At 63.2% G+C, this 13,173-nt stretch carries 14 protein-coding genes; 6 read left to right on the plus strand and 8 right to left on the minus strand.

Annotated features, from left to right (window positions below; all coding sequences use genetic code 11):
* Positions 1–3: 3 nt before the first annotated feature.
* Together aat and trxB are read right to left on the minus strand one after the other, a co-directional pair.
* Positions 4–684, minus strand: a complete 681-nt coding sequence (gene aat, locus PVZ78_RS10820; RefSeq protein WP_041986226.1) for a leucyl/phenylalanyl-tRNA--protein transferase — start codon at positions 682–684, stop codon at positions 4–6.
* A 71-nt stretch (positions 685–755) separates the two neighbouring features.
* The gene (gene trxB, locus PVZ78_RS10825) at positions 756–1,706 is read right to left on the minus strand and encodes a thioredoxin-disulfide reductase (protein ID WP_273828666.1); all 951 of its coding nucleotides are present in this window, start codon (positions 1,704–1,706) and stop codon (positions 756–758) included.
* A gap of 320 nt (positions 1,707–2,026) precedes the next feature.
* Between trxB and ftsK the strand changes: the two genes are divergently transcribed.
* From ftsK to cysG, 6 genes are all read left to right on the plus strand, one after another.
* Complete coding sequence (ftsK, locus tag PVZ78_RS10830; RefSeq protein ID WP_009049771.1) at positions 2,027–4,435, plus strand: DNA translocase FtsK; 2,409 nt, start codon at positions 2,027–2,029, stop codon at positions 4,433–4,435.
* A 68-nt stretch (positions 4,436–4,503) separates the two neighbouring features.
* Complete coding sequence (gene lolA / locus PVZ78_RS10835) at positions 4,504–5,127, plus strand: outer membrane lipoprotein chaperone LolA (RefSeq protein WP_007929220.1); 624 nt, start codon at positions 4,504–4,506, stop codon at positions 5,125–5,127.
* Between the two features lie 30 nt (positions 5,128–5,157).
* Complete coding sequence (locus tag PVZ78_RS10840; RefSeq protein ID WP_038633628.1) at positions 5,158–6,483, plus strand: replication-associated recombination protein A; 1,326 nt, start codon at positions 5,158–5,160, stop codon at positions 6,481–6,483.
* Entirely contained in the window at positions 6,480–6,854 is a 375-nt protein-coding gene (gene crcB / locus PVZ78_RS10845; RefSeq protein WP_016701881.1) for a fluoride efflux transporter CrcB, read from the plus strand. The genes PVZ78_RS10840 and crcB overlap by 4 nt, the downstream gene beginning before the upstream one ends.
* A gap of 16 nt (positions 6,855–6,870) precedes the next feature.
* A complete protein-coding gene (gene serS / locus PVZ78_RS10850) occupies positions 6,871–8,151 on the plus strand; it encodes a serine--tRNA ligase (protein ID WP_273828667.1) in 1,281 nt (426 codons plus the stop codon).
* Positions 8,152–9,546, plus strand: a complete 1,395-nt coding sequence (gene cysG / locus PVZ78_RS10855; RefSeq protein ID WP_016701880.1) for a siroheme synthase CysG — start codon at positions 8,152–8,154, stop codon at positions 9,544–9,546.
* A 98-nt stretch (positions 9,547–9,644) separates the two neighbouring features.
* Here the strand turns inward: cysG and PVZ78_RS10860 are convergent, their stop codons facing one another.
* The 6 genes from PVZ78_RS10860 to tusD form a co-directional block, all read right to left on the minus strand.
* The gene (locus PVZ78_RS10860; RefSeq protein ID WP_016701879.1) at positions 9,645–10,652 is read right to left on the minus strand and encodes a glutathione S-transferase family protein; all 1,008 of its coding nucleotides are present in this window, start codon (positions 10,650–10,652) and stop codon (positions 9,645–9,647) included.
* 89 nt (positions 10,653–10,741) lie between these two features.
* The gene (locus PVZ78_RS10865; RefSeq protein ID WP_016701878.1) at positions 10,742–11,743 is read right to left on the minus strand and encodes a glycosyl transferase family protein; all 1,002 of its coding nucleotides are present in this window, start codon (positions 11,741–11,743) and stop codon (positions 10,742–10,744) included.
* Positions 11,740–12,075, minus strand: coding sequence for a TusE/DsrC/DsvC family sulfur relay protein (locus tag PVZ78_RS10870; RefSeq protein ID WP_016701877.1), 336 nt, complete (start codon positions 12,073–12,075; stop codon positions 11,740–11,742). The genes PVZ78_RS10865 and PVZ78_RS10870 overlap by 4 nt, the downstream gene beginning before the upstream one ends.
* Positions 12,072–12,371 carry a sulfurtransferase complex subunit TusB gene (gene tusB / locus PVZ78_RS10875; protein WP_273828668.1) on the minus strand — a complete coding sequence of 100 codons (300 nt, stop codon included), beginning with the start codon at positions 12,369–12,371 and terminating at the stop codon, positions 12,072–12,074. Before tusB ends, PVZ78_RS10870 begins: the two co-directional genes overlap by 4 nt.
* Positions 12,371–12,733 (minus strand): sulfurtransferase complex subunit TusC, encoded by a 363-nt coding sequence (gene tusC, locus PVZ78_RS10880; RefSeq protein WP_009049762.1) that lies wholly within the window; start codon positions 12,731–12,733, stop codon positions 12,371–12,373. Before tusC ends, tusB begins: the two co-directional genes overlap by 1 nt.
* Positions 12,734–12,736: 3 nt before the next feature.
* On the minus strand, positions 12,737–13,129 hold the full coding sequence (gene tusD / locus PVZ78_RS10885; protein WP_009049761.1) for a sulfurtransferase complex subunit TusD: 393 nt from the start codon (positions 13,127–13,129) through the stop codon (positions 12,737–12,739).
* Positions 13,130–13,173: the final 44 nt, after the last annotated feature.

Genomic DNA, 13,173 nt, shown 5'->3' on the forward strand with positions numbered 1-13,173 from the left:
CGCCTAGGAAACCCATATGGCGCGGCTGGGCTGGTCCAGATGGCGCTGCAGATAGCCGGCGAACTCCTGGCGTGGAATGGCGCGGGCGCCCAGGCTGTGCAGGTGGTCGGTGGGCATCTGGCAGTCGATCAGGGCAAAGCCCCATGCCTGTAAATGTTGGACCAGCGTGACGAAACCGAATTTCGACGCATTGTCGGCCCGGCTGAACATCGACTCACCGAAAAACAGCTGGCCCATTGCCAGTCCATACAGTCCACCTACCAGTGCCCCCTGATCCCAGACTTCGACCGAATGGGCATGGCCGCGCCTGTGCAACTCGAGGTAGGCATTCTGCATTGATTCGGTGATCCAGGTGCCGTCGGCATAAGGGCGTGGCGCCGCGCAGGCGCTGATGACCGCGGCAAAATCCTGATCGAAGGTGACCTGATAGCGTTGCTGGCGCAGTAGTTTGCCCAGGCTGCGGGATACATGCAGTTCGTCTGGAAATAACACGGTGCGCGGGTCGGGTGACCACCAGAGGATGGGCTGGCCTTCGGAAAACCAGGGGAAACAGCCGTGGCGATAGGCCTGGATCAGCCGGTCGGCCGACAGGTCGCCGCCGGCGGCCAACAGGCCGTTGGGGTCGCGCAGGGCCTTTTCCAGTGGGGGAAAGTCGAAGTTGTTGCGTTGTAACCAGGTCAGCATGGCATTCAGACTTGCGGAAGGGGAGGGCGGTGGCGGGCCTGCAAGGCCCGCCGCAAGCGTAGGTCGGGAGGTCAGTTGTCGTCGAGGAATTTCTCCGCATCCAGGGCCGACATGCAGCCCGCGCCCGCGGAAGTGACGGCCTGGCGATACACATGGTCGGCCACATCGCCCGCGGCGAACACGCCCGGGATGCCGGTGGCCGTGGCGTCGCCTTCGCTGCCGCCCTTGACCAGCAGATAGCCGTCGCGCATTTCCAGCTGGCCCTTGAACAGGTCCGTATTGGGCTTGTGGCCGATGGCGATGAAGACGCCGGTCAGCGCCAATTCCCGGGTTTCTCCGCTGAGGCTATCGCGCAGGCGGGCGCCGGTGACGCCGCTGGCATCGCCCAACACTTCGTCGAGATTCTGGTTCCAGTGCAGGCGGATATTGCCCTTGGCGGCTTTGTCGAACAGCTTGTCCTGGAGGATTTTCTCCGCGCGCAGCTTGTCGCGCCGGTGCACCAGGTGCACCTCTTTGGCGATGTTGGAGAGGTACAGGGCTTCCTCCACGGCGGTGTTACCGCCGCCGATCACGGCAACTACTTGATTGCGATAGAAAAAGCCGTCGCAGGTAGCGCAGGCCGAGACACCCTTGCCGGCGAAGGTTTCTTCGGAGGGCAGGCCCAGGTACTGGGCCGATGCGCCGGTGGCGATGATCAGTGCATCGCAGCTGTAGACGCCGCTGTCGCCCTTGAGGACAAAGGGGCGCTGCTGCAACTCCGCGGTATGGATGTGGTCGTAGACGATCTCGGTGTCGAAGCGTTCAGCGTGTTTTTGCATGCGTTCCATCAGCACCGGGCCGGTCAGGCCCTCGACATCGCCAGGCCAGTTGTCGACCTCCACGGTGGTGGTCAACTGGCCGCCTGCTTGCAGGCCGGTGATGACGGTCGGTTTGAGGTTGGCGCGGGCGGCATAAACGGCAGCGCTGTAACCGGCAGGGCCGGAGCCCAGAATGATCAGGCGTGAATGCTTCGCTTCGGTCATAAAAACACCTCATAAGCCTTTGTCACAAAAGAGAATGCGTGCTCAAATTGAATACTGCGTAAAGTGTTCCTGACTTATGCTACACCCAGTATTGAGCAGCGTGGCACGGCGCTTACAAACCCGTACAATGCGGGTTTGCACGCCTATATGGAATACATCGGCATTGCACACGCAGCAGCTCTTACAGTTTCGCAATGCGTGGGCAGAATGTTAAAAGTAGCCCCAGTTACGCTCGTCAACTTTTTTACCTGCTCGGATTGGGCAGTATTTTTTAGTCGATCAACAGTTGGACGCGCCCATGGCGCAGGAAAAGACGCGTTTTGAAGAAATCCACCGCAGCACCTAAAACAGTAGTCCCACTCTGGCGCCAGCAATTGCACTACCGCCTCAAGGAAGGTGCGTTGATCGCCATTGGGGCCTTGTGCCTGTTCCTGATGATGGCATTGCTGACATATGGCAAAGACGATCCGGGCTGGAGCCATAACAGCAAGATCGAAGATGTGCAGAACTTCGGTGGTCCTGCCGGTTCTTACAGCGCCGATATCCTGTTTATGGTGTTGGGTTACTTTGCCTATATCTTCCCGTTGTTATTGGCGATCAAGACTTATCAGATCTTCCGTCAACGCCATGAGCCGTGGCAGTGGAGCGGTTGGCTGTTTTCCTGGCGCCTGATCGGCCTGGTGTTCCTGGTGCTGTCCGGTGCCGCGTTGGCGCATATCCATTTCCATGCGGCGACTGGCCTGCCGGCCGGCGCGGGCGGGGCGCTGGGCGAAAGCCTGGGCGACCTGGCCAAGAACGCACTGAACATCCAGGGCAGTACCCTGATGTTTATTGCGTTGTTCCTGTTTGGCCTGACCGTGTTTACCGATCTTTCCTGGTTCAAGGTCATGGATGTGACCGGCAAGATCACCCTGGACCTGTTCGAACTGTTCCAGGGCGCCGCCAACCGCTGGTGGGCAGCCCGTACCGAGCGCAAGCAACTGGTCGCCCAGTTGCGTGAAGTGGATGCCCGGGTCGACGAAGTGGTCGCTCCGACCGTCACCGACAAACGTGAGCAGGCCAAGGTCAAGGAGCGCCTGATCGAGCGCGAGCAGGCCCTGAGCAAGCACATGTCCGATCGTGAGAAGCAGGTCCCGCCGGTGATCGCCCCGGCCCCGGTAAAAGCGCCCGAGCCAAGCAAGCGCGTGCAGAAAGAGAAACAGGTCCCGCTGTTCATCGACAGCGCGGTCGAAGGCACCTTGCCGCCTATCTCGATTCTCGATCCGGCGGAAAAGAAACAGCTCAACTATTCCCCCGAGTCGCTGGCCGCCGTCGGCCATTTGCTGGAAATCAAGCTCAAGGAGTTCGGGGTCGAAGTGTCGGTGGACTCCATCCACCCGGGCCCGGTGATTACCCGTTACGAAATCCAGCCGGCCGCCGGGGTGAAAGTCAGCCGTATCGCCAACCTGGCCAAGGACCTGGCGCGTTCGCTGGCGGTGACCAGCGTGCGGGTGGTGGAAGTGATTCCCGGCAAGACCACCGTGGGTATCGAGATCCCCAACGAAGACCGGCAGATCGTGCGCTTCTCCGAAGTGCTGTCGACCCCGGAATACGACAACTTCAAATCCCCGGTCACCCTGGCCCTGGGCCACGATATCGGCGGCAAGCCGATCATCACCGACCTGGCGAAGATGCCTCACCTGCTGGTGGCCGGTACCACCGGTTCCGGTAAGTCGGTGGGTGTGAACGCGATGATCCTGTCGATCCTGTTCAAGTCCGGCCCGGAAGACGCCAAGCTGATCATGATCGACCCGAAAATGCTCGAGCTGTCGATCTACGAAGGCATCCCGCACCTGCTGTGCCCGGTGGTGACCGACATGAAGGACGCCGCCAACGCCCTGCGCTGGAGCGTGGCCGAGATGGAGCGGCGCTACAAGCTGATGGCGAAGATGGGCGTGCGTAACCTGTCGGGCTTCAACGCCAAGGTTAAAGAAGCGATCGAAGCCGGTACGCCGCTGACCGACCCGCTGTACAACCGCGAAAGCATCCACGACGAAGCGCCGCTGCTGACCAAGCTGCCGACCATCGTCGTGGTGGTCGACGAATTCGCCGACATGATGATGATCGTCGGCAAGAAGGTCGAAGAACTGATTGCGCGGATCGCCCAGAAAGCCCGTGCCGCGGGGATCCACCTGATCCTGGCGACCCAGCGGCCGTCGGTAGACGTGATCACCGGCCTGATCAAGGCCAACATCCCGACCCGCATGGCGTTCCAGGTATCGAGCAAGATCGACTCGCGGACCATCATCGACCAGGGTGGTGCCGAACAGCTGCTGGGTCACGGTGACATGCTCTACATGCCGCCGGGCACCAGCCTGCCGATCCGTGTCCATGGGGCCTTCGTCTCCGACGATGAAGTGCACCGGGTGGTCGAAGCCTGGAAGTTGCGTGGCGCGCCGGAGTACAACGACGACATCCTCAACGGTGTCGAAGAGGCCGGTAGCGGCTTCGACGGTGGCGGCGGCGGTGGCGACGGTGACGACGCCGAGACCGACGCGCTGTACGACGAAGCGGTGCAGTTCGTCCTCGAGAGCCGCCGGGCGTCGATTTCCGCGGTTCAGCGCAAGCTCAAGATCGGCTACAACCGCGCGGCCCGCATGATCGAAGCCATGGAAATGGCCGGTGTGGTGACCGCCATGAATACCAACGGCTCCCGCGAAGTGATAGCGCCGGGTCCGATGCGCGACTGACAATGACCCGATACAGGCGGCGCGACCCTGCGCCGCCGGTTTTTTCCACGAATCTAATGAGGACTCCCATGCGTCTTATCCGCATGTTGCTGGTACCGGTACTGGCTTTAACGACACTGTCGGCCCATGCCGATCAGAAAGACGTGGCGCGCCTGACCCAGTTGCTCGAAAAGTCCCAGACCCTGACCGCGCGTTTCTCGCAGCTGACCCTCGACGGCAGCGGCACCCAGCTGCAGGAAACCGCTGGTGACATGGCACTCAAGCGCCCGGGCCTGTTCTACTGGCACACCGATGCACCGCAGGAGCAACTGATGGTCTCCGACGGCAAGAAGGTTTCCCTGTGGGACCCGGACCTGGAACAGGTCACCATCAAGACCCTGGACCAGCGCCTGACCCAGACTCCGGCCCTGTTGCTGTCGGGCGATGTGTCGAAAATCAGCGAAAGCTTCGATATCAGCGCCAAGGAAGCCGGTGGCGTGGTCGACTTCATCCTCAAGCCGAAAACCAAGGACACTCTGTTCGACAGCCTGCGCCTGTCGTTCCGCAACGGCCTGGTGAATGACATGCAGCTGATTGACAGCGTTGGCCAGCGCACCAATATCCTGTTCACCGGGGTCAAGGCCAACGAGCCGATCGCTGCTTCCAAGTTCAAGTTCGACATCCCCAAGGGTGCCGACGTGATTCAAGAATAAGTCGACGCCAAGAGGTTTCAATCGTCCGCCATGGATCTGTTTCGCAGTGACCCGATCGCCCAACCCCTGGCCGCGCGCTTGCGCCCGGCCAACCTGGACGAGTACGTCGGTCAGGAGCATGTGCTCGCCCGCGGCAAGCCTCTGCGTGAAGCGCTGGAGCAGGGGGCCCTGCACTCGATGATCTTCTGGGGGCCGCCGGGGGTGGGCAAGACCACCCTGGCGCGGCTCCTGGCGAAAGTCTCGGATGCGCACTTCGAAACGGTCTCGGCGGTGTTGGCCGGGGTCAAGGAGATCCGCCAGGCGGTGGAAATCGCCAAGCAGCAGGCGGCCCAGTACGGGCGCCGGACCATCCTGTTCGTCGACGAAGTGCACCGTTTCAACAAGTCCCAGCAGGATGCCTTCCTGCCTTACGTTGAAGACGGCACCCTGATTTTCATCGGCGCGACCACCGAGAACCCGTCCTTCGAGCTGAACAACGCACTGTTGTCCCGGGCCCGGGTGTATGTGCTCAAGAGTCTCGACGAGGCGGCGCTGCACAAGCTGGTACAGCGCGCGTTGAGCGAAGAGCGCGGGCTGGGCAAACGCCAGCTGAGCCTCAGTGACGAAGGCTTCCAGATGCTCCTGGCGGCGGCGGACGGCGATGGCCGGCGGCTGCTCAACCTGCTGGAGAACGCCTCCGATCTCGCCGAAGACGGCACGGAAATCGGTGTCGAGCTGCTGCAAAGCCTGCTGGGCGATACCCGTCGGCGTTTTGACAAGGGCGGCGAAGCCTTTTACGACCAGATTTCGGCGCTGCACAAGTCGGTCCGTGGTTCCAACCCGGACGGCGCCCTGTACTGGTTCGCGCGGATGCTCGACGGTGGTTGCGACCCGCTGTACCTGGCGCGCCGCGTGGTGCGCATGGCCAGCGAAGACATCGGCAACGCCGACCCACGGGCGCTGAGCCTGTGCCTGGCCGCCTGGGATGTGCAGGAGCGCCTGGGCAGCCCCGAAGGCGAGCTGGCGGTGGCCCAGGCCATCACCTACCTGGCCTGCGCGCCGAAAAGCAACGCCGTGTACATGGGCTTCAAGGCCGCCATGCGCAGCGCCGCCGAACATGGTTCGCTGGAAGTGCCGCTGCACCTGCGCAATGCGCCGACCAAACTGATGAAGCAGCTGGGCTACGGCGACGAATATCGTTATGCCCATGATGAGCCGGATGCCTACGCGGCCGGTGAAGACTACTTTCCCGAGGCGCTGGAGCCGCAGCCGTTCTATCAGCCCGTGCCCCGTGGCCTGGAACTGAAGATCGGCGAGAAGCTCAAGCATCTGGCGGAGCTTGACCAGGCCAGCCCCAAGCAGCGGAGAAAGCCGTGATCCCATTGATCGTTGCCGTCTCGGTGGGCGGTGTTGCCGGCACCCTGTTGCGCTTTGCCACCGGCAACTGGATCAGCGCCAATTGGCCGCGGCACTTCTATACCGCGACGCTGGCCGTTAATATCGTGGGCTGCCTGCTGATCGGCGTGCTGTACGGCCTGTTTCTGATACGCCCGGAGGTGCCCATCGAGGTGCGTGCCGGGTTGATGGTGGGCTTCCTTGGCGGCCTGACGACTTTTTCATCCTTTTCACTGGATACGGTGCGTCTGCTGGAAAGCGGACAGATACCGCTGGCCCTGGGCTATGCGGCCATCAGCGTATTCGGCGGGCTGCTCGCGACCTGGGCCGGCCTGTCCCTGACCAAACTTTGATAAACGAGAGACCGACATGCTCGATTCCAAACTGTTACGTAGCAACCTTCAGGACGTAGCGGACCGCCTGGCATCCCGTGGCTTTGCCCTGGATGTAGCACGCATCGAAGCGCTGGAAGAACAGCGCAAGACCGTCCAGACCCGCACCGAGCAACTGCAGGCCGAACGTAACGCGCGCTCCAAGTCCATCGGTCAGGCCAAGCAGCGCGGCGAAGACATCGCGCCGCTGATGGCTGATGTCGAGCGCATGGCGGGCGAGTTGGCGGCCGGCAAGGTCGAGCTGGACGCCATTCAAACCGAGCTGGATGCGATCCTGCAGGGCATCCCGAACCTGCCTCACGAATCGGTGCCGGTTGGCGACGACGAAGACGGTAACGTCGAAGTACGCCGTTGGGGCACGCCGACGGCGTTCGACTTCCCGATCCTCGACCACGTCGCCCTGGGTGAAAAACACGGCTGGCTGGACTTCGAGACCGCGGCCAAGCTGTCGGGCGCGCGTTTTGCCCTGCTGCGCGGGCCGATCGCCCGTCTGCACCGCGCCCTGGCGCAGTTCATGATCAACCTGCACACCAGCGAGCACGGTTACGAAGAGGCCTACACCCCTTACCTGGTGCAGGCGCCGGCGTTGGTGGGTACCGGCCAGTTGCCGAAGTTCGAAGAAGACCTGTTCAAGATCAGCCGTGAAAACGAAGCCGATCTGTACCTGATCCCGACCGCCGAAGTGTCGCTGACCAATATCGTGGCCGGCGAGATCCTCGATTCGAAGCAACTGCCGATCAAGTTCGTCGCCCACACCCCGTGCTTCCGCAGCGAAGCCGGTTCGTCGGGCCGCGACACCCGCGGCATGATCCGCCAGCACCAGTTCGACAAGGTCGAGATGGTCCAGATCGTCGAGCCATCGACTTCCATGGAAGCCCTGGAAGGCCTGACTGCCAACGCCGAGAAAGTCCTGCAACTGCTGGAGCTGCCTTACCGCACCCTGGCGCTGTGCACCGGCGACATGGGCTTCAGCGCGGTCAAGACCTTCGACCTGGAAGTGTGGATCCCGAGCCAGGACAAGTACCGCGAGATTTCGTCGTGCTCCAACTGCGGCGACTTCCAGGCCCGTCGCATGCAGGCGCGCTTCCGCAACCCGGAAACTGGCAAGCCGGAACTGGTGCACACCCTGAACGGTTCCGGCCTGGCGGTCGGTCGTACCCTGGTGGCGGTGCTGGAGAACTACCAGCAGGCCGACGGTTCGATCCGGGTGCCTGAGGTGCTCAAGCCTTATATGGGCGGCCTCGAGGTCATCGGCTAAATGGAATTTCTGCCGCTGTTTCATAACCTGCGCGGCAGTCGTGTGTTGGTGGTCGGCGGCGGGGAGATTGCCTTGCGCAAATCCCGCCTGCTGGCCGACGCCGGTGCGCTGCTGCGGGTAGTTGCACCTGAAGTGGAACCCCAATTGCGCGAGCTGGTCACGGCCAGCGGCGGCGAATGCCGGTTGCGCGGTTATCTCGATGCGGACCTGGACGGCTGCGTGCTGATCATCGCCGCCACCGACGACGAACCGCTCAATGCCCAGGTCTCCGCCGATGCTCATCGGCGTTGTGTGCCGGTCAATGTGGTGGACGCGCCGGCCCTGTGCAGTGTGATCTTCCCGGCGATCGTCGACCGTTCGCCGCTGGTCATTGCCGTCTCCAGTGGCGGCGATGCGCCGGTGCTGGCGCGCCTGATCCGGGCCAAGCTGGAAACCTGGATTCCCTCGACCTACGGTCAACTGGCCGGCCTGGCTGCGCGTTTTCGCAATCAGGTCAAAGGCCTGTTTCCGGACGTGCAGCAGCGTCGTGCCTTCTGGGAAGACGTGTTCCAGGGACCGATCGCCGACCGGCAGCTGGCCGGGCAGGGCGAGGAGGCCGAGCGCTTGCTGCAGGCCAAGATTGCCGGCGAAGCGCCCCATGCGCCGGGCGAGGTGTATCTGGTGGGGGCGGGGCCGGGCGATCCGGACCTGCTGACCTTCCGCGCCTTGCGCCTGATGCAGCAAGCCGACGTGGTGCTCTACGACCGCCTGGTAGCACCGGCGATTCTCGAACTGTGCCGTCGCGATGCCGAGCGGGTGTATGTCGGCAAGCGCCGCGCCGATCACGCCTTGCCCCAGGAGCAGATCAACCAGCAACTGGTGGACCTGGCCAAGCAGGGCAAGCGCGTGCTGCGTCTGAAAGGGGGCGATCCGTTCATCTTCGGCCGTGGCGGCGAAGAGATCGAAGAGCTGGCGGCCCAGGGCATTCCGTTCCAGGTGGTGCCAGGGATTACCGCGGCCAGCGGCTGTGCGGCCTATGCCGGGATTCCGCTGACCCATCGTGACTATGCGCAGTCCGTGCGTTTCGTCACCGGGCACCTGAAGGATGGCACCACCGATCTGCCCTGGGCCGACCTGGTCGCGCCTGCACAGACCCTGGTGTTCTACATGGGCCTGGTGGGCTTGCCGGTGATCTGCGAACAACTGATCCAGCATGGCCGTTCGGCGGACACGCCGGCCGCCTTGATCCAGCAGGGCACGACCTCCAACCAGCGGGTGTTCACCGGCACCCTGGCGGACCTGCCGAAGCTGGTGGCGGAGCATGAAGTGCATGCGCCGACCCTGGTGATCGTCGGCGAAGTGGTGCAGCTTCGCGAGAAGCTCGCCTGGTTCGAAGGCGCGCAGTCGCAGGTCTGAACAGCATCGCGGGCAATCTCACTCCTGCACAGAACATCTCTTCTGTAGGAGCGAGGCTTGCCCGCGATAGCGATCTCAAGAACGATCGCTCTCCTGAGTTATTGCTTGTTGCCTTGCCAAACCCCACGCCCGCTCAAACGCTCGCGATCATGCGCTGCATCGAAGTCCTGCACCGGCCCTTTCGGCACGATGCCGGTCGGGTTGATGGTGCGGTGGCTGGCATAGTAGTGCCCCTTGATATGGGTGAAGTCCACGGTTTCGGCGATCCCCGGCCACTGGTACAGCTCTCGCAGCCAGTTCGACAGGTTCGGATAGTCGGCGATCCGCCGCAGGTTGCACTTGAAGTGACCGTAATACACCGCGTCGAAGCGAATCAGCGTGGTGAACAGGCGGATGTCCGCTTCCGTCAGGTATTCGCCGGCCAGGTAGCGTTGGCCGGCCAAGCGCTGTTCCAGCCAGTCGAGTTCGGCGAACAGATCGTCGAAGGCCGCTTCGTAGGCTTGCTGCGAAGTAGCGAAGCCGGCGCGATAGACGCCGTTGTTCACCGCCGGATAGATGCGCGCGTTCAGTTCGTCGATTTCACGGCGTAGCGGTTCCGGATAGAAATCCAGGCCGTTGCCGCTCAAGTCATCGAAAGCACTGTTGAACATGCGGATGATTTCCGCCGATTCGTTGCTGACGATGCGTTTCTGCTGGGTGTCCCAGAGTACGGGCACGGTGACCCGGCCGGTGTAGTCGCGGGTATCGGCGGTGTAGCGCTGATGCAGGAAATCCAGGTGGTCCAGCTTGTCGCCGCTGGAGCCCAGGGTCCGGTCGAAAGTCCAGCCTTGTTCCAGCATCAGCCAGCTAACCACTGACACATCGATCAGGCTTTCCAGGCCCTTGAGCTTGCGCAGGATCAGCGTGCGGTGCGCCCAGGGGCAGGCCAGAGAGACATACAGATGATAACGGCCGGCTTCCGCGCGAAAGCCGCCTTCGCCACTAGGGCCGGGTTTGCCGTCGGTGGTCACCCAGTTGCGGCGTTGCGCCTGTTCGCGCTGGAAGGCGCCGTCTTTGCTGCTTTCGTACCACTGGTCGTGCCAGCGTCCTTCAATCAGCAGGCCCATGAAAAAGCTCCTCGGTCAGTGTGCATTGGCGTGCAGTTTAATCCGAGGAGTTCGAACGAATTACGCAAAAGTCGGGCGGTTATGATCGGTTAAATCGATCTGTTGCGAGCGTCCCAGTATTGCCGAGCCTGCTCGAACGCCTGCTCCCGCGGCACGCCGAGCCCGCGCAGGGCGAGGGCCATGGTGGCGATCAGCGCCAGTTGCGGGTAGCTGTCCTGCACATCGCCGCGCCAGACGGCTTTCAGGTGCTCGGGATCGAGGGCTGCCGGTTTGACATGGCGCTGCTCGGACAGCGCCGGCCATTCCTCATCCCAGCTGACACCGCCAGTAGTGCCGTACAGATGGCTGGCGCTGTCCGGGTTGATCTCGATTTCGCCGCCGTCGCCCTTGATCACAATGACGTTGTCCCCCAGCAGCCCGCTGGCATCGCGGTGCACGCCCTGATAGCCGGGGTGGAAGATGCTTTGCAGGCCGCAGCGCGCGCCCAGCGGGTTGAGGATGCGCGCCAGGGAGTGGATCGGCGAGCGCAGGCCCAGGGTGTTGCGCAGGTCGATCATGCGCTGCAACTGGGGCGCCCAGTCGCCCAGGGGGATAAAGGCCAGGTTGCCCTGGTCCAGCGCCTTGCCTACCGCCTGCCAGTCGCGGCACAACGGGATGTGCAATTGTTCCAGCAATTGCTCGGTGTACAGCCGGCCGGCGGTGTGGGCGCCACCACCGTGCAGCAGGATGCGCACGCCGTTCTGTGCCAGGCACTTGGCGGCCAGCAGGAACCAGGGCAGGTGGCGCTTTTTGCCGGCGTAGCTGGGCCAGTCCAGGTCGACCTTGATCGGTGGCGCCTGCAGTCGCTCGCGCAGGGCCTCGGTAAAGCCGGCCAGTTCCTCGGGGCTTTCTTCCTTGTGCCGCAACAGCATCAGGAAGGCGCCGAGCTGGGTGTCCTCGACCTTGTCGTCGAGCAGCATGCCCATGGCTTCGCGGGCTTCTTCACGGGTGAGGCTGCGGGCGCCGCGTTTGCCTTTGCCGAGAATGCGCACGAACTGCGCGAAAGGATGCTCGGCGGGCGTTTCGGTGGTCAGCGAGGTGAAATCGGTCATAGGCAATTGGTCGGCTTGGGCAGGCCCGCCAGCTTGGCGGCAAGTTTGGCGGGAGTGCCTTTGAACAGTCGGTTGAGGTGCAGGCTGTTGCCCTTGTCCGGGCCCAGCTTCAAGGCGGTGTATTTGATCAGCGGGCGGGTCGCGGGCGACAGCTGGAACTCTTGATAGAAGCCGCGCAGCAGCTCGAGGATTTCCCAGTGCTCGGGCGTCAGCTCGATCTGTTCCGCCGCGGCCAGGGCATCGGCCACCTCGCTGGACCAGTCGTCCAGTTCCACCAGGTAGCCGTCCTTGTCCAGGGCGATGGCGCGTTCGCCGACAGTCAGTGCATTCATAACCAGCTGTTGACCTTGTCGTAGTGGATCGACAGCGCGACGAACCCCGGGTAATCGACGCTGGTGGCCCAGGCCGGAACGTCCAGGCCTCGGGCCTGGTGGTCTTCCGCCAGGACGTAGAGCGCCAGCGCTTCCCCGCGTGCCTGCAAGGCCGCCAGCGGTGCGCTGCCAGGCTGCAGGGCGTACACCGCGTCGCCACACAGGAGAATGGCATCCTGCGCGCCAAGCAGGCGCAAGCAACTGGTCAGCCGGGAGTCGGTGAAGGGCGAGTGGGACAGCACGTGCAAGGTCGACATCAGAGGGTGATCACCTGGTCAAAACGGTCAATAAGTGCGCCGAGTTCGGCCGGGGCCAGGACCTGCACCTCGTCCAGGTTCAGCGCGGCCGGGTCGAGGCCACGTTCCGCCACGCTGGCGCCACAGGCGAACACCTGCTCCACACCAAACAACGACAGGGCCTGCAGATTGGCGCTGAGATCCTTTTGCTGCACGGCGGCGGCTTGTTGCCCGGGGGCGAGCTGAAACACGCCGTCGTCGAGAAACAGCAGGCCGATCGGCAAGTCGAAGGCGCCGCCGGCCAGCACGATATCCAGTGCCTCGCGGGCGCCGGGGCCGGACCAGGGCGCCTGGCGGCTGATAATCAACAGGGATTGCGCCATGTTTCATGGCCCTCCAAAACAGATCAGGCGGTCGGCCGCCTGTACGGCGTCGTGCAACTGGCCGAGCCCGGAAAGCTCCCAGGGCGCGCTCAGGTTGACGGCCGGGCGCTGGTAGCGTGCGGCTTCCTCCTGGTTCAACACCCCGCGGCGCAGGGCCGCGGCAATGCACACCACGCCATCGAGCTGGTGCTCGCTGACGAAGGTCCGCCATTGCGCGGGCAGGTCCAGCTCGTCCTGCGGGGTGACGATGTTGTCCGATGCGCTGTGCACGCCATCCTGATAGAAAAACAGCCGCACGATCTCGTGGCCACCGGCCAGCGCTGCCTGGGCGAATGCCAGGGCGCGGCGCGAGGAGGGCGCGTGAGCGGCGGAGAAAAGGGCAATGGCGAACTTCATGAAGAACTCTGTCTGCAAACCTGGGGCCATGATAAAGCTTTATG

The sequence above is a fragment of the Pseudomonas sp. SBT1-2 genome, from assembly GCF_028640875.1.
Classification (GTDB): domain Bacteria; phylum Pseudomonadota; class Gammaproteobacteria; order Pseudomonadales; family Pseudomonadaceae; genus Aquipseudomonas; species Aquipseudomonas chlororaphis_I.